Genomic DNA, 19,111 nt, shown 5'->3' with positions numbered 1-19,111 from the left:
ATGGCACAGACCGGCACGAGCGAGCGGCGGAGCGCCTCGGCGGAGGGCGCCGGCAGGACGGGCGTCAGTTTCGCGGCGGACCTCGAATTCCGCTCGGTCGGCTTCCGCGCCGGGCGCCGCGCGATCCTCTCCGGCATCGACCTGACCGTTCCCGCCGGGAGAATCCTCTGTCTTCTCGGCCCGTCGGGCTCGGGGAAGACCAGCCTTCTGCGAATCGCTTCCGGCATCGAGCGGCAGACGGAAGGGCAGGTGTTCATCGGCGGGGAAGAGGTGTCCGGTCCAGGCCGCTTCGTGCCGCCGGAGGGCCGGGGCGTCGGCTTGATGTTCCAGGACTTCGCGCTGTTTCCGCACATGACGCTGATCGACAACGTGCGCTACGGCCTGCGCGCCCTGCCGAAGGAGCAGCAGCGCCATACGGCCCTGTCCGCGCTGCGCCGGGTCGGGCTGGAGCGGCTGGCGGAAAGCTATCCCCACAATCTTTCTGGCGGCGAGCAGCAGCGCGTCGCCATGGCGCGCGCGCTGGTGCCCCGTCCTCAGGTTCTCCTTATGGACGAGCCGTTTTCCGGGCTCGACAGTCGCCTGCGCGACGAGATGCGGTCCGAGACGGTGGCGATCCTGCGCGAGACGCGCGCCACGGCGGTCATCGTGACGCACGACGCCGAGGAGGCGATGCGGCTCGGCGACCGGATCGCGCTGATGCGCGAGGGGCGGATCGTCCAGTACGGGACGGGACGCGACCTCTATCGTCGGCCGGTCGACCTCTTCACCGCAGGCTTCTTCTCCGAAATCAACGTCTTGCCGGGCGTGGTAAAGGCAGGGCGCGTGGTCGGACCTCTCGGTCCCGTCGCAGACTCGCCACGATCGAATGGCACGCTGGTCACCGTCGGACTGCGGTTGGAAGGTGTGCGCGTTTCGCCGGACGAGGGGGCGGTGCAGGCACGCGTGCTTTCGCGGCAGTTCGTGGGCAGAGCTGACCTTCTGTCCCTCGCCGTGGACGGCGTCGATCAGCGGATCAAGGCTCGTATCCGCCCGAACGACCTGCCGGACGGTGTGCATGAGGTCTTCGTATCCGTTGATCCGCAAGAAGCTTTCGTGTTTGAAGAGTCCAGCGGATCGGCTTGAACCGGATCTCGGGCGCAAGGCGCTCATAGGAGACTAGCATGGGTAGCTTCAGCATCTGGCATTGGCTCATCGTTCTGGCGGTGGTGCTGCTTCTCTTTGGCCGCGGCAAGATTCCGGAGCTGATGGGCGACGTTGCCAAGGGCATCAAGAACTTCAAGAAGGGCATGGCCGACGACGATGCGGCGACGGTCCAGGAGCGCCGCACGCTGGAAAACCGCGACGGCGAGCCGCTGGCGACCGAGACTCCCGTCGAGAAGTCGCGGATCTGAAGGCCATGGCGGCGCCCACGCGCCGCCATGCCTGATTCGACACCACCATGCTCGATATCGGTGGACTTGAACTCCTCGTCATCGCCATCGTGCTGATCGTGGTGGTCGGGCCGAAGGATCTTCCCAAGATGCTTCGGACCTTCGGCCGCATGACCACGCAGATGCGGCGCATGGCAGGCGACTTCCGCAAGCAGTTCGACGAAGCTCTCAACGAGGCCGAGCTGGACGAGCTGCGCAAGACCGCGCAGGACGTGCGCTCGCTCGACCCGCGCGAGAGCATCTCGAAGAACCTCAACCCGATCCGGGCCGTCGGCGACGAGATTCGCTCGACGCTGCGCGCTGCGACGGCGTCGCCGCCGCCTCGCGTTCCGCAGGCGGGCGAGCCGGCCGTGCCGGCCGAGCCGACGGTCGCGATGTCGTCCAACCCGGCAGGTGCAGCCGCATCCGCTCAGGTGGACATCGCGCCCGTCGCGCCGGCGTCCGATCCGCAGCCGGTCGAGGCACCGGCCGCTGCCCCAGTCAGACCCGAGGCGCCCGCGCGCGCTGGAGAGATTTCGTGAAGCGTTCGGAAGCCGACATCGAAGCCTCTTCCGCGCCGCTCATCGACCACCTCATCGAGTTGCGTCGACGCCTGATCTGGGCGATTGCCGGCTTCTTCGGGATGTTCCTGATCTGCTTCTTCTTCGCCAAGCAGATCTTCAATGTGCTGGTCGTGCCGTACCAAATCGCGACCTCTTGGGCCGGCATGGATCCCGCGTCGGTGGAGCTGATCTACACCGCGCCGCAGGAGTACTTCTTCACGCAGGTGAAGGTGGCGGCCTTCGGTGGCTTTTTCCTCGCCTTCCCGCTGATCGCCATTCAGGTCTACAAGTTCGTGGCGCCTGGCCTCTATCGGGACGAGCGTGCGGCGTTCATTCCGTTCCTCGTCGCGACTCCGCTCCTGTTCCTGCTGGGGGCGTTGCTCGTCTACTTCTTCTTCACCCCGATGGTGATGTGGTTCTTCCTGTCGATGCAGCAGACGGGCGAGGGGGGCGACGCGGCCATCCTGCTCCTGCCGCGCGTGTCGGAATACCTGTCGCTGATCATGACGCTGATCGTGGCCTTCGGGCTCGTGTTCCAGCTGCCCGTGATCTGCTCGCTTCTGGTACGTGCCGGCATGGTGACGACGGCCGGGCTGGCCGACAAGCGCAAGTATGCCATCGTCATCGCCTTCATCGTGGCGGCCGTGCTGACGCCCCCCGATCCGCTGTCCCAGATCGGCCTTGCGATCCCTGCGATCATTCTCTACGAGGTCTCGATCATCACGGCACGGTTGATCGAAAAGAAGCGAGCCGAGCGCCTGGCGGAAGCGGAAGCGCCTACGGAGTGACCCTCCGGCTCCGGTTCGCGTCGGCGCGGACTGGAGAGACATGCTCGACCTGAAATGGATCCGCGAGAACCCGCAGGCCTTGGACGAGGCGCTCGAGCGCCGAGGTGCTGCCGCCGCCTCGCCCGAGGTGCGCCGGCTCGACGAGGCGCGGCGCGAGCACCTCAAGGTCCTGCAGGAGTGGCAGAGCCGCCGCAACGAGGCGTCCAAGGAGATCGGCAAGGCCAAGGCCTCCGGCGACGCCGCCCGGGCCGACGCGATCATGGCCGAGGTCTCCGACCTCAAGGCGAAGATCCAGGACGGCGAGCGCGAGGAGCGTCGGCTTGACGAAGAGCTGAACGGCTTCCTCGCGACCCTGCCCAACGCCCCCTTGCCCGAGGTGCCGCGTGGCGCCGACGAAGCCGACAATGTCGAGGTCCGCCGTTCCGGTCAGCGCCCGGCCTTCTCCTTCAAGCCGAAGGAACATTTCGAGCTGGGCGAGGCGCTCGGCCAGATGGACTTCGACGCCGCCGCCCGAATGTCCGGCTCCCGCTTCACAGTGCTTCGCGGCAAGCTGGCTCGGCTGGAGCGCGCGCTCGGCCAGTTCATGCTCGACGTCCATACGAGTGAGTTCGGCTACGAGGAGGTGTCCCCGCCGCTTCTCGTACGAGACGACGCGCTCTACGGCACCGGCCAGCTTCCGAAATTCGCCGAGGATCTGTTCCGCACCACCGACGGCCGCTGGATGATCCCGACGGCCGAGGTGTCCCTCACCAATCTCGTGCGCGAGGCGGTGCTGGACGAGGCGTCCCTACCATTGCGCTTCACCGCGCTGACCCCGTCCTTCCGGTCCGAGGCGGGATCGGCGGGCCGCGACACCCGCGGCATGCTGCGCCAGCACCAGTTCTACAAGGCCGAGCTCGTCTCGATCACGACGCCGGAAACCTCGCTGGCCGAACACGAGCGGATGACCCGCGCCGCCGAGACGGTTCTGGAGCGGCTCGGCCTTCACTATCGCACGGTTGTCCTGTGCACCGGCGACATGGGCTTTTCCTCGCAGAAGACCTACGACATCGAGGTCTGGCTGCCCGGCCAGGACACGTTCCGCGAGATTTCGAGCTGCTCCGTCTGCGGCGATTTCCAGGCCCGGCGCATGAACGCGCGCTTCCGCCCGTCCGGCGAGAAAGTCGCGCCGCGCTTCGTCCACACGCTGAACGGCTCGGGCACCGCCGTCGGGCGTGCGCTCATCGCGGTGATGGAAAACTATCAGACCGAGGTCGGCGAGATCCGCGTTCCCGAGGTGTTGCGGCCCTATATGGGCGGGCTCGAGATCATCGGCCGGGAGTGACACGATGCGGATCCTTCTCACCAACGACGACGGGATCCACGCACCCGGTTTGAAGACGCTGGAGGCGATCGCGCGCCAGTTGTCGGACGATGTCTGGACGGTCGCGCCCGAGACCGACCAGAGCGGCCTGTCGCATTCGCTCACCCTGTCCTCTCCGCTGCGCGTGCGCCGGGAGGGGGACCGGCGCTTCGCCGTGACCGGTACGCCGACCGACTGCGTGATCATGGCGGCCAAGCATCTGATGCCGGAGGAGCCCGACCTCGTCCTGTCGGGCGTCAATGCCGGGCAGAACGTGTGCGACGACGTGAGCTATTCCGGCACGGTCGCCGGGGCGATCGAGGGCATGATGCTGGGCTATCGCTCGGTGGCGCTCAGCCAGAGCTTCCGGGCCGACGGCGCGCGCGAGCTGCAATGGGAGACGGCCGAGCGCCACGGCGCGGAGATCATCCGCAAGCTTCTGGCCGTCTCTGCGCCCGAGGGCACGCTGTTCAACGTCAACTTCCCGGCCGTCGCGCCGGAGGCCGTGAAGGGCACCAAGGTCACGCGGCAGGGCAAGCTCGACTACGCGCTTGGGATCGAAGAGCGCCAGGACGGACGGGGGCTGCCCTATTTCTGGCTGAAGTTCGGGCGCCAGTCCGGGCCGGAAATGGAAGGCTCGGACCTCGCCGCCCTGCGCGACGGCTTCATCTCCGTGACGCCGCTCCAGCTCGACCTCACGCACCACGCGCTGCGCGAGGAGATGCGGTCCGTCTTCTCGGCGGGCTGACGGCGCCATGGAGATGCCGGGGGATCGCGAAGGGCTCGCGGCGCTTCTGATGCGCGTGCGCTCGGAGGACTTCGTCGCCGGACGGTTGATGGAGGCGGTGGAGGCCGTTCCGCGGCGTCTCTTCGTGCCGGCCGACGTGGCCGACCCCTATGGCGAGCATTCGTTTCCGCTGCCCTGCGGCCAGACCATGCCGAGCGCGCGCACCGCCGTCAGGCTCGCCGCCGCGCTGCGGATCCAGCCGGAGCACCGCGTCCTCGAGATCGGGACGGGCAGCGGCTACGTCACCGCGCTCCTTGCCCGCCTCGCGCTGCATGTCGTCACGCTGGAGCGATACCGGACGCTCTCGAGCGCGGCTGCCGATCGCCTGCGCAACTGCTCGCTCAGCAACGTGACCCTTGTGCAGGAGGACGGGCGGGCGGGCTATATGGAGGCCGGGCCGTTCGACCGCATCGTCGTCCACGGCTGTTTCGACGAGCTGCCGAAGACCTTCGTCGAGCAGATGGCGTCCGGTGCCATGCTGGTTGCGCCGATCGGCCCCGGCGACGGCGAGCAGCAGGTCGTGCGCCACCACAAGCAGGGAAGCCGCTTCGAACTGACGCCGCTCTTTCCCATCCGACTTCAGCCTCTCGAAATCGGAAAAGCCTCCATCCTGTAAAGGAATAGCTCCTTTTTCCTGTCGCGCTTAACCGCCGGGTAACATTAACGCGGTTCAATGGGACAAGGTTGGCAAGGCATGGGGACTGAGATGCGCACGCACGTTATGCGGCTTTTCCGGCAGAGGCTCGTTCGGTCTGCCGCACTGGTGTCGGTGGTCTCCATCACCGCCGGCTGCAGCGCGGATGCGACGCGACTTCAGGACGGCTTCTACACGGGTGCGATCCCGAAGGCGCCGATCCAGAACACGCAGGTCGCCGCCGCTCCGGCCGCTCCGACCTATCAGGCTGAGCCGCAGCAGACCTACGCCGCCGTCGAGACCCCGGCCGTCAGCCGTTCGTCGCTGCCGCCCCCGCCGGCCTCGTCCTACGGCAACGCACCGACGGCCCCCTCGTCCTATCCCCCGCCGGCTCCGGTCCAGGCGGCTGCACCCGTCGGCCAGCCGCAGGTCGCGCAGACCTCCGTCTCTCGCGCCATGCCGGCCGCGCCGGCGGCTTCGTCCTCGCGCAGCGCCAGCGTCAAGGTCGAGCCGGGCGACTCGCTTCTCGGCATCGCGCGCCGCACAGGCGTCAGCGTCGCGGACCTCCGCGCCGCGAACGGCCTGAGCGGCGACAATATCCGCATCGGCCAGACCCTCGTGGTGCCGGGCGGCTCGGCGCCGGCCGCGGCATCCAACACCCGCGTGGCCTCTCTCGGCGCTCCGCCGACGACTCTCCAGGCCCAGGCCGCCGCCATTCCGGCGCCGCGCTCGGCGCCGGCCAACCGTCCGGCGGCTGCCGCGCCAGCCGCGGCTCCGGCTGCCGCTGCGCCCGCCCATGCCGCGACGGCGCAGAGCCCCAAGCCCTACCAGCCGGCGACCGCCGCTGCGCCGGCGGCTGCGGCTCCTGCCGCTCCTGCCGCGCCCAAGGCGAGCGACACGGCCGTTGCCGCCGCCGCGCCGGCCGCGCCCACCACCGTCGCCAAGGAAGAGGCCAAGGAAGAGGCCTCGCTGGCGCCCGCCTCCACCGGCATCGACCAGTTCCGCTGGCCGGTCCAGGGCCGGGTCGTCAAGAACTTTGGCGACAAGGTCGGCTCACGCCGCAACGACGGCCTCAACATCTCCGTACCGCGTGGCACCCCGATCAAGGCGGCCGAGAACGGCGTCGTGATCTATGCCGGCGAGGGGCTCAAGGAGTTCGGCAAGACCGTGCTCGTGAAGCACGACAACGGCCTCGTGACCGTCTACGGCCATGCCGACGACATCCTCGTGCAGCGCGGCTCGACCGTGAAGCGCGGCCAGGAGATCGCGAAGGCTGGCATGACGGGCGACACCGACGCACCTATGCTGCACTTCGAGGTGCGCAAGGACTCGTCGCCGGTCAACCCGATGACCTACCTGCGCTGAGCGCGCGACAGACGACGGTTCGAAAAGGCCCCGGCGTTCAGCGTCGGGGCCTTTATCGTTCAAGGGTCAGATGTCGAGCCGGTGGCCGAGCCGGCCGGCAAGGTCCTGCACGAACTGGTAGGCGACGCGGCCCGAGCGGTTACCGCGCGTCGTGGACCATTCCAAAGCCTCGGCCCGGAGCGCCTCGGCGTCGATGGCGATCCCGGCCTGCCGGACATAGCCCGCGATCATCGCGAGATAGTCGTCCTGCGAGCACTTGTGGAAGCCGAGCCAGAGGCCGAAGCGGTCGGACAGCGACACCTTCTCCTCCACAGCCTCGCCGGGATTGATGGCGGTCGACTGCTCGTTCTCCATCATGGTGCGCGGCAGGAGATGCCGGCGGTTGGAGGTCGCATAGAAGAGGACGTTGGCCGGGCGCCCCTCGACGCCGCCGTCCAGCGCGGCTTTCAGCGACTTGTAGCTCGTGTCGTCGTGGTCGAAGGACAGGTCGTCGCAGAACAGCAGAATCTGGAACGGCTGCGCGCGCAGGACATGCATCAGGCCGGGCAGGTGGTCGATGTCCTCGCGGTGGATCTCGATCAGCTTCAGCGGCCGGTCGCCGGTTCCCGCCTCCCGGTTGGTCCATTCGTGCGCGGCCTTCACCAGCGACGACTTGCCCATACCCCGCGCGCCCCAAAGGAGCGCGTTGTTGGCTGAAAGACCGGCGGCGAAGCGACGGGTGTTCTCCAGCAGGATTTCGCGCGAGCGGTCGATGCCGCGCAGGAGCTCGACCGGCACCCGGTTGACCTTCGGCACCGGCTGCAGCGTCGTCGGCGGCTGGAACACGAAACAGTCGGCGCGGGCGAGGTCGGCGGCGGGCAGGGGGGTGGGGGCCAGGCGGTCCAGCGCATCCGCGATGCGACGCAGGAGAACGAGCTGGGTGTCTTCGGTCGAGGTCACAGTCTCGCTATGTCCTTATGGTGCCGACGAAACGGAGTCCGGCGCCCCGTCCGCTCATGTTGCAATCGGGCGGACCGTTCGTATATTGCGGCCGACTTGTGAAGGGCGCCATCGCCCGTTTCCGTTCTGCCCAAGGAGTAGTTGATGTTCGTCACGACGGCTTTCGCCCAGACCGCCGCCGCAGCCGGGGGGCCGGAGAGCATCCTCATCAGCATCCTGCCGTTCATCGCGGTCTTCGCGATCATGTATTTCCTGATCATCCGCCCGCAGCGTTCGGCGGCCAAGAAGCGCGACGAGATGCTCCGCAACATCCGCCGCGGCGACACGGTGGTGACGGGCGGCGGCATCATCGCCAAGGTGACGAAGGTGATGGAGAACGGCGAGCTCGAGGTGCAGATTTCGGAGCAGACTAAGATCCGTGTGCTGCAGTCCATGATCGCCGACGTGCGGACAAAGGGCGAGCCCGTCGCGGCCAACACGAAATAACCACTTTCGGGGTTGCATTCGGAAGGCCGGGACGACCGGTCTTCTCCTAGCCGATCCGCCTGAGGGCGGTAGCGGGCGAGGGCTTCGGGCTTCTCGCCCCTCGTCATGAGTCGAGGACGTCATGCTTCACTTCTCCCGCTGGAAAACCGTCCTCATCTGGCTCGCGGTGGTCGCTGGCGTCCTGTTCGCGATGCCGAACCTCCTGACCCAGGCGCAGCGCGACGCGCTGCCCGGCTTCCTGCCCGACCGGCCGATGACGCTCGGCCTCGATCTGCAGGGCGGATCCTACGTCCTTCTCGAAGTGGACCGCGCCTCGCTGGTCAACGACCGGCTGCAGGGTCTGCGCGACGACGTGCAGCTCTCTCTCCGCAACGCCAATGTGGGCTTCGCGAATCTGACTGAGCGGGACGGCGGCATCGAGTTCACCCTGCGCGATCCGACGCAGGGCGCGGCGGCCCGTACAGCTCTGCAGAACCTGACCTCGCCCGTTTCCACCAGCCTTCTCGCCGGCGGCTCCGTCACCGAGACGGACCTCGTCGAGCCGCAGCCCGGCTCTTTCCGCCTCACGCTGACCGACGCCGGAATCAATTACCGCCTCTCGACCGCCGTGGCGCAGTCGATCGAGGTGGTGCGCCGTCGCGTCGACGAACTCGGCACCACCGAGCCGGTCATCCAGCGCCAGGGCCTCGACCGCATCATGGTGCAGGTGCCGGGTCTCCAGGATCCCGCCCGCCTCAAGGCGTTGCTCAACCAGACCGCGCGCCTGACCTTCCGCCTGGTCGACATCAACAATTCGCCGGAGGCCGTGAAGGCGGGGCAGCAGCCCGTCCCGGCCGGATCGGAGCTTCTGGAGACCAACGATACGCCGCCGGTGCCCGTGCTGGTGCAGCGGCAGGTGATGATCTCCGGGGAGAACCTGACCGACGCCCAGGCCGGATTTGACCAGCAGACCAATCAGCCGGTGGTCAATATCCGCTTCGATTCGCGCGGCGCGCAGCGCTTCGGCGAGGTGACGCAGCAGAATGTCGGCCGGCCCTTCGCCATCGTCCTTGACGACAAGGTTCTGTCCGCGCCCAATATCCGCGAGCCTATCCTCGGGGGCCAGGCTCAGATCTCGGGCAACTTCACGGTTCAGTCGGCCAACGATCTCTCGGTGCTACTGCGCGCCGGCGCGCTGCCCGCGACGCTCGACATCATTGAGGAGCGGACGGTCGGACCCGGCCTCGGAGCCGATTCGATCGCCGCCGGCCAGAACGCCGGCATCATCGGCGGCGTCTTCGTCATCGCCTTCATGTTCATCGCCTACGGCTTCCTCGGCATCATCGCGAATATCGCGCTGCTGGTGAACGTGATCATCCTCGTCGCGCTCCTGTCGGTGCTGGGCTCGACGCTCACGCTGCCCGGCATCGCCGGCATCGTGCTGACGATGGGCATGGCGGTCGATTCGAACGTCCTGATCTACGAGCGCATCCTGGAGGAGCGGCGAAACGGGCGATCCGTCATCCAAGCCATCGATGCGGGCTTCAACAAGGCGCTCGGCACGATCATGGACGCCAACGTCACCACGCTGATCGCGGCCGTGATCCTGTTCTTCCTCGGCTCCGGCCCGGTGCGCGGCTTTGCCGTCACGCTGGCGCTCGGCATCTTCACCACCATCTTCACCGCGCTGACGCTGACGCGCTGGATGGTCGCCTTCTGGGTGAAGAAGCGTCGTCCGAAGGAGGTGCCGAAGGGCTGGGTGTCCTTCGTGCCGCACGGCACGAACATCCGCTTCATGGCGATCCGCAAATGGGCCTTCGCCATCACGATCGGCCTGTCGCTGGTCTCGATCGGCAGCCTGTTCGTCGGCGGTCTCAACTTCGGCATCGACTTTACCGGCGGTACGGTGCTCGAGGTCCGCTCGAAGGCTCCCGAAGCAGATGTCGCACGGATCCGCCAGGATCTCTCGCCCATCGTCGAAGGCGACGTTCAGGTCCAGGAGTTCGGTTCCGCGCGCGACGTTCTCATACGCTACGCCGTGCAGGAGCAGGATGCCCAGACGCCGCAGGCGAGCGTCAACGCCGTTCGTACGGCGCTGGAGGCGGACTACACGTTCGAACGCGTCGAGGTCGTCGGGCCTACCGTTTCCGGCGAACTGGCCTGGGCCGCGATCGTGGGCGTCGGCGCGTCGCTTCTGGCGATCGCGGCCTATGTCTGGGTTCGCTTCGAGTGGCAGTTCGCCATTGGCGCGCTGCTGGCGACGGCTCACGACGTGGCCATGACGATGGGCTTCCTCGTCGTGACGCAACTCGAGTTCAACCTGACGTCGATCGCGGCGCTTCTGACCATCGTCGGCTACTCGCTCAACGATACGGTCGTCGTGTTCGACCGCATCCGCGAGAACCTCCGCAAGTACAAGAAGATGCCGATCTCGGAAATCATCGATCGCTCTCTGAACGAGACGCTGTCGCGAACAATCCTAACCGCAGTGACGCTGGTGCTCGCGCTCGTCGCGCTCTACGGGTTCGGCGGCGACGTGATCCGTGTCTTCGTGGCACCGATGCTGGCGGGCGTGCTGGTGGGCGTCTACTCCTCGATCTTCATTGCGGCACCTGTCCTGATCTACTTCAAGCTTCGACCGGAGATGATCCGCGGCGGCGATCAGAAGGAAGCCGTCGAAGGCGAAAAGACTCGCATCGGCAACACGCCCCGGGCCGGGCAGGCCTGAGGTGAGCAGCGAAATTCGCGACGCGCACTATCCGCGTCGTGCCCCGATCGACGCCTACGGCAATGGCGGGTTCCGCTTCGCCGACATGTCGCATCGCGGCTCGATCCTCTGCCTGCCGTCCGGCATCTACGGCTGGACGGCGACCGAGGAGCAGCCATTCTCCGGCGAGCGGCTCATGAAGGTGCTGGACGAGGCGGACGACATCCGCTTCCTCCTGTTCGGCACGGGCAAGGACATCCGTCGCCCGCCTGCCGCGCTTCTGGCGCGTCTGCGCGAACGTGGCATCTCCTGCGATCCGATGTCCACGGGCGCCGCCGTGCGCACTTTCAACATCATGCTGCTCGAAGGGCGGCCGGTCGCAGCGGCTCTCGTGGCGGTGGAATGAGCGGCGCCTCGGCGCACGCCGCCGCCTATGCCGAATGCGCCCGCATCGTGCAGGAAGGCGACCCGGACCGGGCTGTCTCCGTCGGCTTCGCCTCCGCCGACCGGCGGGACGGACTCTGGGCGCTCTACGCCTTCGCGCTGGAGACGGCGCGCGTGCGCGACCATGTCAGCCAGCCGCTGCCCGGCGAGATCCGTCTCCAGTGGTGGCGCGACCGGCTGAACGCCGACGAGACGGAGGCCGAGGCGGCAGGGCAGGGCTCTCCGGTGGCGACGGCGCTGATCGACACGGTGCGCCGCTACGACCTGCCGCTCGACGCGTTCGATCGCTATCTCGACGCGCGGATCTTCGATCTCTACGCCGATCCGATGGGAAGCCGGACCGACTTCGAGGCCTATGCCGGCGAAACGCAGTCCGCCATCGTGATGTTGGCCGCTATGGTCCTCGACCGTGCGGAGGCGCCGAAGGTCGCGGACGCCGCAGGCCATGCTGGCGTCGCCGCCTGCGCCGCCCTCACGGTGCGTGACGTGGAACGCCATCGTTCGCGCCATCAGGTCTTCGTGCCGGCGGATATTCTGGCCGCGACCGGGCTCGACGCGTCGGGCTGGCTGGCGGGCGGAGCGAAGGCCCATCCCGCTGAAAGAGCCATGTTCGCCTATGGCCGCGAGCACCTGGCCCAGGCCGAGGCGCAGATCCCCCGTCTTCCACGCTCGGTTCGCGCCGCTCTCCTGCCGGCCCTGTTTGCCGCGCGGGGGCTCGACCAGAAAGGCGAAGGTCGAGGGGAGGCGATCCGTCGCCTCTGGTTCTACTGGCGGACGATGCGGCGCTGAAGCGCCGCCGTGGAGTGTCCGACGTGAGATTCACCCTGTCCCGCCCGGTTCGTCTCCTTCGATCTCTTGCCTTGCGCGCTGGACAGGCGACCTATCGGTTTCCCGCCGCCGCCGCGGCGATCTGCGTGGTCGCCGCCATCGCCAATTGGGCCGTCGCCTTCGATCTCGAATCGACCGACCCTTGGGCACGCGCGCTGCTCGCGCTGACGGCCGGCGCGGCGGCCTCCGTTGCCGCCACGCTGTTTGCGGAAAGTCGGGGCGCTGGGCTGGGTGCGGCGCGGCTTGCGGGCTGTTTCGGGCTGGCACTCCTTGGCGCGGCGGTCGGATTCGCGCATCCGTTCCTGCTGACCGGGCCGGCGCTGACGATCGCCATCGTCGCGGCGGTGCCGCTGGCGCCCTTCGTGGGGCGGGGCTCCTCACGCGCCTTCTGGGACTTCACGCTGTGGACGGCGCTTGGCGCAACACTCGGCTGGCTGTCGGTGCTGATCTTCCTGCTCGGCTTCACCGCCATTTTCGAGATGATCCGCACCCTCTTCGGGGTCGGTCTCGGGGGCGACGCCTATGCGCACCTCTTCACGACCGGGCTGACCCTCGTGGGGCCGCTTTTCGCTCTGGGGCGCATTCCCCATCCCGACGAAACGCCGGCGGAGGACCGTGCGAGCGAGCGGCTGGAGCGCGCCGTGCGGCCGCTGTTCGAATGGGTCACGGCGCCGCTGGTCCTGGCGGCGGGCGTAATCATCCACGTCTACGCCGCGCGGATCGTTCTGACAGGCGACGTGCCGACCAACGAGATCGGCTGGATCGTCCTTCTTTATTCCGGCTTCATGCTCTCGCTGCGGGTCGGGCTCGAGCCCTATCTAGCCGACCTTCCGCACCCGGCACGCTTCTTCGCGCGGTTCTGGGCCACCATGCTTGTCGTTCCGCTCGCGCTTCTCGGCTATGCGCTGGCGCTACGCGTCGGCAGCGAGGGCTGGACGATCGAGCGTTACTTCTCCGCCGTCTACGGGCTCGCGGCAGCGATCGCGGTCTTCCTTCAAGTCCTGCCGAGGACGCGGGGGGATATTCGCGCGATCGTCGCGATAGCGCCGATCCTTCTGGTGCTCTCGACCTTCGGCCCTTGGGGTGTCGCCGACACGGTCGGGCGAAGCCAGACGGCGTTGATCGTCCTCCGCCACGGCAGCGTCCTTGAACGCGGGCCGGAAGCGACGCGCGGCCTGGACGGCGCCGCACGGGCCGAACTCCAGTCACGGATCGGCGCGATCGAGGACGTGGCCGAAGAAGAGCGACTGGCTCAAGTGCTCGGCGCCTTTGCCGGCGTCGGACCCGCCGAACGGTTGGCGGATCTCCGCCGCGCCCTCGACGCCGCCGCGGTGGCGGAGGCAAAGACCGTGCAGGAGCGGGATCAGAGCTTCTCGATCGAGGAGGCCTGGGACACCGGCGGCTTCGACCGCATGCTCGCGCCGATCAGCGCTTCGGCCCATGCGGGCGACGCGGTGCCGCCGACCAGCCTCGATGGCGGCGAGCTCGTCGTCACCTATCGCGGCCGGACCGATCGGTTCGCTCTCGCAGCCGCACTGGAAGCGGCCCCTCGTGACGAGGGAGCCACCTTGCCGATGCTGGTTCTGGACCTTCGCTCCGCGGAGGGGCGGGATATCCGGTTGCGCGTGACCCATGCACGCTGGAACGCGGCCGGCCAACCGGTCCTCGTCCAGGGATGGCTCGCCCTTCGCCACGGCGAATGGGCCGGCCCCTGAAACCTATTCCGCGGCGACCGGCAACGCGTCGCGTTCGCCCGCGAGCCAGGCCGAGAAGTCGCTCAGCGCCCGGCGCGACAGGGCGCGCTTCTTGGCGATCGTCTTCTCCTTGCCGCGCAGGCGCTTGCCCTCTTCGCGTGGCACTTCGACCGGCGGAAACAGGCCGAAATTGACGTTCATCGGCTGAAAGGAGCGCTTGCCGCCCTCTTCCTCGGTCGCCAGGTGGCCGCCGGTGATATGGGCGAGAAGCGCGCCCATGGCCGTCGTCGGCGGGGGCGGCGCGGCCGGGCGGCCAAGCGCCTCGGCTGCAGCGAACCGGCCGGCCATCAGGCCGACGGAGGCGGACTCGACATAGCCCTCGCAGCCCGTGATCTGTCCGGCGAAGCGCAGCGAAGGCCGGCTCCGAAGGCGCAGCGTGCCGTCGAGCAGCGTCGGCGAATTGAGGTAGGTGTTTCGATGAAGGCCGCCGAGCCGGGCGAACTCGGCGTTTTCCAAGCCAGGAATGGTGCGGAAGATGCGCACCTGTTCGGCGTATTTCAGCTTCGTCTGGAAGCCGACCATGTTGTAGAGCGTGCCCAGCGCATTGTCCTGGCGGAGCTGCACGACGGCGTAGGCCTTGACGGTCGGCTCGTGCGCGTTGGTCAGGCCCATCGGCTTCATCGGCCCGTGGCGCAGCGTCTCCGGGCCGCGCTCGGCCATCACCTCGATCGGCAGGCAACCGTCGAAATAGGGCGTGCCCTCCCACTCGCGGAACTCGGTCTTGTCGCCTGCCACGAGCGCGGCGACGAAAGCCTCGTACTGTGCCCGGTCCATGGGGCAGTTGACGTAGTCCTTGCCGGTGCCGCCCGGTCCGACCTTGTCGTAGCGCGACTGGAACCAGGCCTTGTCCATGTCGATCGAGTCGAAATGGACGATCGGGGCGATCGCGTCGAAAAAGGCGAGGGCGTCGGCGCCCGTTTCGGCCCGGATCGCCTCGGCAAGGCTTTCGGCCGTGAGGGGGCCGGTGGCGACGATGGTGCGACCCCATTCGGCGGGCGGCAGCGTCGCAACTTCCTCTCGCACCACGCTCACCAGCGGATGGGCGTCGAGCGCGGCCGTCACCGCGTCGGCGAACCCGTCGCGGTCCACCGCCAGCGCGCCGCCGGCCGGTACCTGGTTCGCATCGGCGCAGCGCATGATCAGGGAGCCGGCCAGCCGCATCTCGGCATGGAGCACGCCGACGGCGTTGGTCTCGGCGTCGTCGGAACGGAAGGAGTTGGAACAGACCAGTTCGGCCAGCGCGTCGGTCTTGTGCGCGTCGGTGCCGCGGGTGCCGCGCATCTCGTGCAGGATGACGGGAACGCCGCTCTGCGCCAATTGCCAAGCGGCTTCGGAACCGGCGAGGCCGCCGCCGACGATGTGGATGGGATCGTGTGTCATGCGGCTTGATAGCACCGGCCGGCCGTGCACGGAACACCCACAAAGAACAACACCCGCCGGGGGAGGACCGGCGGGTGTCGTTTGGAAGCCTGCGGATGGGAGGAGGAGACCGCAGGCTCGGATCCGCTCGGGCCCTTTGGGAGGAGGATGGGCCTTCGCGAAAGCGGAATTCTATCTCAGCGCGTCGCCTGGCGGGCCAGTTCGCGGATGTCCGAACGGGCGATGCCGAGATCGGACAGCTCGCGGCTGGAAAGACGGTTCAGCTCCGCGCAGGTCTCGCGGTAACGACGCCAGTTGTTGTAGGAGCGAACGATGTTCATCTTTTTGCCAAAGGCTCGGTGGTTGTCGTGGAGAAGCGAAACCTCAGTGCGTCGCTTCGATGAGGTGAATATAATCGGTTGAAGCGCCGGCAGTTACACCCTTGGCTGCATGGCAGCCCTGCGATTGGTGCAATGCACAATCGCGTTCATGCGCGCCGCCTTCGTGTTTCATTAACGCTTGGTCAACATTGTCTTGCTTGGGGCCAGCCGTCGTTCCCCGCAGAAGGGCGAGGCAAGTGCAATGCAGCAACTCGGGCCAAGCCGAAACAGCGCTCGATCTTTTCGCCGTGGCGGTCACAAGGATCGAATGATATAGAGGCGCCCGTCCGCTTCCTCGCCCGAAGCGTGGCGGTTGCGGGTGTGGCGAAACTGGTAGACGCACTAGATTTAGGTTCTAGCGCCAAAAGCGTGGGGGTTCGAGTCCCTCCACCCGCACCATCCTTGTTCCAGCCCTGCTGTACGCGAAGCCAAGATGTTTGGCGCCTCCTTTTCGAGCCTCCGCGCCGGACAGGTGGCGATCCTCCGCGATCGTTCTGCGACGATCGTCGTTTATCGGCGTTGAAATGCGAAAGGAATTTTCAACTAGAGCTTGCGTTACATCGCCTCTGGCGCGTATTTCCATCCCGACATCCTGTGGGGGGCGATATGCAGAGGGTAGGCGAGGGCCGCTTCGAGCCTTTGGACGGACTGCGCGGAATCGCGGTTCTGGCGGTTCTGGCCTGCCATACGTCCAACATTCCGGAGGCGGGGCGGATCGGCGTCGATCTGTTCTTTGTTCTCAGTGGGTTTCTCATCACCGACATCATCGCCCGCGGCTATGACGACGGCCCCACGCGCTTCTTTCCAGGCTTCTTCAAGCGGCGCTTCTTTCGTCTCTACCCGGCGCTCATCCTCGCCTGTCTTCTTTATGCCGGCCTGGCGACCGCCTTCCCATGGTTCGACGGGGACGCGCCGCGATCGGTCGCCGCCTCGCTGATGATGGTGTCCAACTACACCCAGGCGGCGGGTCTCGGCTTCCCGACCGGCTTCGGCCACACATGGAGCCTGGCGACGGAATGGCAGTTCTATCTGCTCTGGCCGGTCGTCTACTTCGCGGTGAGATCCTGCGGCGGGGGCACGCGGGCGCTTCTGGCGACCCTGGCGGTCGCCGTCGTCGGCGTCTGGACGTCGCGCTACGCCACCCACGACACGATCTGGAACTGGCGGTCGCTCGACGCGCGGGGCGACGGTCTTCTCTACGGCTGCATGATCGCCGTCACCCTTCGCGCCGTCCCGTCGTTCAAGCTGCCGGCGACGGTGACCTGGGCCGCCACGGCAGGCTTCGCCTGCGCCCTGTTCGTCCCCTCGACCTGGGAGCACTACTGGTCCAACGCGATCTCGGCCGTCTTGATCCTCGGCGTGATCGGCGGTTCCGCGACGACGCTGAACGATGCCCTGTCCCTGCCGGCGTTGACCTATCTCGGGCGCATCTCCTACGGTCTCTACCTCTATCACTTCCCGCTGGCCGCGATCTTCTATGTCGCGGGTTTCGGGCCGCTGGAGAACTTCGTGCTGACGGCCGGCATCTCCGTTCCCCTATCGATGCTGTCCTGGCGCTTCCTGGAGCGGCCGATCCTCGAGCTGACCCGCGGCAGGGGGCGGGGCGGCTCGGCCGGGCTTCGCGAAGCGAGCGCATCGAACTGACCCGCACGAAGCGTGCGGTGCCGCACGGACACGCGCGCGCTCGGCGGGCATAGCCCCTTGATCCCCTAGGCCCCCTCAACTAAAAGGCGCCGATGGCCGGGTGGCGGGTATGCAGTCCGCCTGACTGCGGCGTGGCGGGGCTGGTTCCCCGGCCCGCGCCAGAGCGGCAACAACGAAATTCAATCAGGATCGGCGGCGGGATCGAACGGTCGCCGGTCGAGACCATGAAGGGTTGACGATGCAGGTTAGGGAAACCAAGGCCGAAGGCCTGAAGCGCGAGATCGAGATCGTCGTGCCGGCGTCCGATCTGGAAGCGCGGCTGCAGACCCGCCTCTTCGAGATCAAGGACCAGGTCAAGCTCAAGGGCTTCCGCCCCGGCAAGGTGCCGATGAGCCACATGCGCAAGTCCTATGGCCGCTCGGTCATGGCCGAGATCGTCAACCAGATCATCAACGACACGCCGCGTTCGGTGATCGCGGAGCGCAACGAGCGCTCGGCCATGATGCCCGAAATCCAGATGACCGAGGACGAGGGCGAGGCCGAGAAGGTCCTGCGCGGCGAGAGCGACTTCCGCTTCACCGTCGCCTACGAGACCCTGCCGACCTTCGACCTGAAGGAGACGGACGGCATCAAGATCGAGCGTCCGGTGGTCGAGATCGCCGACGAGGAGGTCGAGGAGCAGGTGAAGCGCATCGCCGAGAGCGCGCGCACCTTCCAGCCCAAAGACGGCGCGGCCGAAAACGGCGACCGCGTCACCATGGACTTCGTCGGCAAGGTCGACGGCGAGGCGTTCCAGGGCGGTTCGGCCGAGGATTCCAACCTCGTGCTCGGCTCGGGCCAGTTCATTCCGGGCTTCGAGGACCAGCTGGTCGGCGTAAAGGCCGGCGACGAGAAGCAGGTGAACGTGACGTTCCCCGCCGACTACGGCGCCGCGCATCTCGCCGGCAAGGACGCGGTGTTCGACGTGACCGTGAAGGCGGTCGCCGCGCCGGACGCGATGGAACTCGACGACGAGATGGCCAAGAAGCTCGGCCTCGAGTCGATCGCCCGCCTGCGCGAGATCGTGCGCGGCCAGATCGAGAGCCAGTTCGGCCAGGCGACGCGCCAGAAGGTGAAGCGCCAGCTTCTCGACCAGCTCGACGCCGAGTACTCGTTCGAGTTGCCGGAGAAGCTCGTCGAAGCCGAGTTCAACAACATCTGGAACCAGGTGTCGCGCGAGCTCGAGCAGAGCGGCAAGACCTTCGAGGACGAGGACACGACCGAGGAAAAGGCGCGCGCGGAGTACCGCAAGCTCGCCGAGCGGCGCGTCCGTCTCGGCCTCGTCCTTTCGGAGATCGGCGAGAAGGCCGGCGTCACCGTGTCGGACGAGGAACTGCAGCGCGCGGTGATCGATCAGGTCCGCCAGTATCCCGGTCAGGAGCAGCAGGTCTACGATTACTTCCGCAAGACGCCGGAGGCGATCCAGAGCCTGCGCGCGCCGATCTACGAGGAGAAGGTGGTCGACCACCTCCTCGCCACGGTCGACGTGACGGACAAGACCGTCACCAAGGAAGAGCTGATGAAGGACGACGAGGAAGAGTTGTCCTCGGCCGCCTGAGGCTTCCTGCATCGAGATTTCGAAGGCCGCCCCTCGGGGCGGCCTTTTTTGTTCGCATCTGCGAAGAGATTCGCGCGGATGCCATGGCATCGTCGCATCCGGACTC

Annotated in this window: 18 protein-coding genes and 1 tRNA gene; 16 read left to right on the top strand and 3 right to left on the bottom strand. The window is 67.3% G+C overall.

The window, feature by feature from the left end; all coding sequences use genetic code 11:
- The 8 genes from O5O54_RS10475 (at window position 1) to O5O54_RS10440 (ending at window position 6,888) form a co-directional block, all read left to right on the top strand.
- Window positions 1-1,122, top strand: a complete 1,122-nt coding sequence (locus O5O54_RS10475; protein ID WP_279481468.1) for an ABC transporter ATP-binding protein — start codon at window positions 1-3, stop codon at window positions 1,120-1,122.
- 38 nt (window positions 1,123-1,160) lie between these two features.
- A complete protein-coding gene (locus tag O5O54_RS10470) occupies window positions 1,161-1,391 on the top strand; it encodes a twin-arginine translocase TatA/TatE family subunit (RefSeq protein ID WP_279481465.1) in 231 nt (76 codons plus the stop codon).
- Window positions 1,392-1,438: 47 nt separating this feature from the next.
- The gene (gene tatB / locus O5O54_RS10465; protein WP_279481463.1) at window positions 1,439-1,951 is read left to right on the top strand and encodes a Sec-independent protein translocase protein TatB; all 513 of its coding nucleotides are present in this window, start codon (window positions 1,439-1,441) and stop codon (window positions 1,949-1,951) included.
- Window positions 1,948-2,760: a twin-arginine translocase subunit TatC gene (gene tatC, locus O5O54_RS10460; RefSeq protein WP_279481461.1), complete on the top strand. Its 813-nt coding sequence runs from the start codon at window positions 1,948-1,950 to the stop codon at window positions 2,758-2,760. Before tatB ends, tatC begins: the two co-directional genes overlap by 4 nt.
- A gap of 40 nt (window positions 2,761-2,800) precedes the next feature.
- Complete coding sequence (serS, locus tag O5O54_RS10455) at window positions 2,801-4,084, top strand: serine--tRNA ligase (RefSeq protein ID WP_279481459.1); 1,284 nt, start codon at window positions 2,801-2,803, stop codon at window positions 4,082-4,084.
- 4 nt (window positions 4,085-4,088) lie between these two features.
- Window positions 4,089-4,850, top strand: coding sequence for a 5'/3'-nucleotidase SurE (gene surE / locus O5O54_RS10450; protein WP_279481458.1), 762 nt, complete (start codon window positions 4,089-4,091; stop codon window positions 4,848-4,850).
- 13 nt (window positions 4,851-4,863) lie between these two features.
- Window positions 4,864-5,505, top strand: a complete 642-nt coding sequence (locus O5O54_RS10445) for a protein-L-isoaspartate(D-aspartate) O-methyltransferase (protein WP_279481457.1) — start codon at window positions 4,864-4,866, stop codon at window positions 5,503-5,505.
- A 90-nt stretch (window positions 5,506-5,595) separates the two neighbouring features.
- Complete coding sequence (locus O5O54_RS10440) at window positions 5,596-6,888, top strand: M23 family metallopeptidase (protein WP_279481455.1); 1,293 nt, start codon at window positions 5,596-5,598, stop codon at window positions 6,886-6,888.
- Window positions 6,889-6,954: 66 nt separating this feature from the next.
- On the opposite strand, the gene O5O54_RS10435 is transcribed toward O5O54_RS10440, so the two are convergent.
- Complete coding sequence (locus tag O5O54_RS10435) at window positions 6,955-7,827, bottom strand: ATP-binding protein (RefSeq protein WP_279481454.1); 873 nt, start codon at window positions 7,825-7,827, stop codon at window positions 6,955-6,957.
- A 144-nt stretch (window positions 7,828-7,971) separates the two neighbouring features.
- Between O5O54_RS10435 and yajC the strand changes: the two genes are divergently transcribed.
- The 5 genes from yajC (at window position 7,972) to O5O54_RS10410 (ending at window position 13,986) form a co-directional block, all read left to right on the top strand.
- Window positions 7,972-8,313, top strand: a complete 342-nt coding sequence (gene yajC, locus O5O54_RS10430; RefSeq protein WP_279481452.1) for a preprotein translocase subunit YajC — start codon at window positions 7,972-7,974, stop codon at window positions 8,311-8,313.
- 121 nt (window positions 8,314-8,434) lie between these two features.
- Window positions 8,435-11,020, top strand: a complete 2,586-nt coding sequence (gene secD, locus O5O54_RS10425; RefSeq protein ID WP_279481450.1) for a protein translocase subunit SecD — start codon at window positions 8,435-8,437, stop codon at window positions 11,018-11,020.
- 1 nt (window position 11,021) lies between these two features.
- Window positions 11,022-11,405 carry an Mth938-like domain-containing protein gene (locus O5O54_RS10420; protein ID WP_279481448.1) on the top strand — a complete coding sequence of 128 codons (384 nt, stop codon included), beginning with the start codon at window positions 11,022-11,024 and terminating at the stop codon, window positions 11,403-11,405.
- Window positions 11,402-12,232: a phytoene/squalene synthase family protein gene (locus O5O54_RS10415; protein WP_279481446.1), complete on the top strand. Its 831-nt coding sequence runs from the start codon at window positions 11,402-11,404 to the stop codon at window positions 12,230-12,232. The genes O5O54_RS10420 and O5O54_RS10415 overlap by 4 nt, the downstream gene beginning before the upstream one ends.
- Window positions 12,233-12,303: 71 nt before the next feature.
- Window positions 12,304-13,986: a DUF4153 domain-containing protein gene (locus O5O54_RS10410; protein WP_279481443.1), complete on the top strand. Its 1,683-nt coding sequence runs from the start codon at window positions 12,304-12,306 to the stop codon at window positions 13,984-13,986.
- A 3-nt stretch (window positions 13,987-13,989) separates the two neighbouring features.
- Here O5O54_RS10410 and trmFO read toward each other — a convergent pair whose 3' ends face one another.
- A complete protein-coding gene (trmFO, locus tag O5O54_RS10405; protein WP_279481442.1) occupies window positions 13,990-15,405 on the bottom strand; it encodes a methylenetetrahydrofolate--tRNA-(uracil(54)-C(5))-methyltransferase (FADH(2)-oxidizing) TrmFO in 1,416 nt (471 codons plus the stop codon).
- A gap of 176 nt (window positions 15,406-15,581) precedes the next feature.
- On the bottom strand, window positions 15,582-15,725 hold the full coding sequence (locus O5O54_RS10400; RefSeq protein WP_279481440.1) for a DUF1127 domain-containing protein: 144 nt from the start codon (window positions 15,723-15,725) through the stop codon (window positions 15,582-15,584).
- Between the two features lie 354 nt (window positions 15,726-16,079).
- Here O5O54_RS10400 and O5O54_RS10395 point away from each other — a divergent pair.
- From O5O54_RS10395 to tig, 3 genes are all read left to right on the top strand, one after another.
- Window positions 16,080-16,163, top strand: a tRNA-Leu gene (locus O5O54_RS10395).
- Window positions 16,164-16,370: 207 nt separating this feature from the next.
- Window positions 16,371-17,408: an acyltransferase gene (locus O5O54_RS10390; protein WP_279481438.1), complete on the top strand. Its 1,038-nt coding sequence runs from the start codon at window positions 16,371-16,373 to the stop codon at window positions 17,406-17,408.
- A gap of 238 nt (window positions 17,409-17,646) precedes the next feature.
- Window positions 17,647-19,005: a trigger factor gene (tig, locus tag O5O54_RS10385; RefSeq protein ID WP_279481436.1), complete on the top strand. Its 1,359-nt coding sequence runs from the start codon at window positions 17,647-17,649 to the stop codon at window positions 19,003-19,005.
- Window positions 19,006-19,111 lie beyond the last annotated feature (106 nt).

The organism is Aureimonas sp. SK2, from assembly GCF_029813115.1.
GTDB lineage: Bacteria > Pseudomonadota > Alphaproteobacteria > Rhizobiales > Rhizobiaceae > Aureimonas.
The sequence above is the reverse complement of the archived record's forward strand: the minus strand, read 5'-3'. Positions and strand labels throughout refer to the sequence as shown.

Excerpts from the sequence above, each read along its gene's own strand:
- O5O54_RS10475 (WP_279481468.1), top strand. The coding sequence starts at position 1 with ATGGCACAGACCGGCACGAGCGAGCGGCGGAGCGCCTCGGCGGAGGGC.
- O5O54_RS10470 (WP_279481465.1), top strand. The coding sequence starts at position 1,161 with ATGGGTAGCTTCAGCATCTGGCATTGGCTCATCGTTCTGGCGGTGGTG.
- tatB (WP_279481463.1), top strand. The coding sequence starts at position 1,439 with ATGCTCGATATCGGTGGACTTGAACTCCTCGTCATCGCCATCGTGCTG.
- serS (WP_279481459.1), top strand. The coding sequence starts at position 2,801 with ATGCTCGACCTGAAATGGATCCGCGAGAACCCGCAGGCCTTGGACGAG.
- surE (WP_279481458.1), top strand. The coding sequence starts at position 4,089 with ATGCGGATCCTTCTCACCAACGACGACGGGATCCACGCACCCGGTTTG.
- O5O54_RS10445 (WP_279481457.1), top strand. The coding sequence starts at position 4,864 with ATGCCGGGGGATCGCGAAGGGCTCGCGGCGCTTCTGATGCGCGTGCGC.
- O5O54_RS10440 (WP_279481455.1), top strand. The coding sequence starts at position 5,596 with ATGCGCACGCACGTTATGCGGCTTTTCCGGCAGAGGCTCGTTCGGTCT.
- yajC (WP_279481452.1), top strand. The coding sequence starts at position 7,972 with ATGTTCGTCACGACGGCTTTCGCCCAGACCGCCGCCGCAGCCGGGGGG.
- secD (WP_279481450.1), top strand. The coding sequence starts at position 8,435 with ATGCTTCACTTCTCCCGCTGGAAAACCGTCCTCATCTGGCTCGCGGTG.
- O5O54_RS10415 (WP_279481446.1), top strand. The coding sequence starts at position 11,402 with ATGAGCGGCGCCTCGGCGCACGCCGCCGCCTATGCCGAATGCGCCCGC.
- trmFO (WP_279481442.1), bottom strand. The coding sequence starts at position 15,405 with ATGACACACGATCCCATCCACATCGTCGGCGGCGGCCTCGCCGGTTCC.
- O5O54_RS10400 (WP_279481440.1), bottom strand. The coding sequence starts at position 15,725 with ATGAACATCGTTCGCTCCTACAACAACTGGCGTCGTTACCGCGAGACC.
- O5O54_RS10390 (WP_279481438.1), top strand. The coding sequence starts at position 16,371 with ATGCAGAGGGTAGGCGAGGGCCGCTTCGAGCCTTTGGACGGACTGCGC.
- tig (WP_279481436.1), top strand. The coding sequence starts at position 17,647 with ATGCAGGTTAGGGAAACCAAGGCCGAAGGCCTGAAGCGCGAGATCGAG.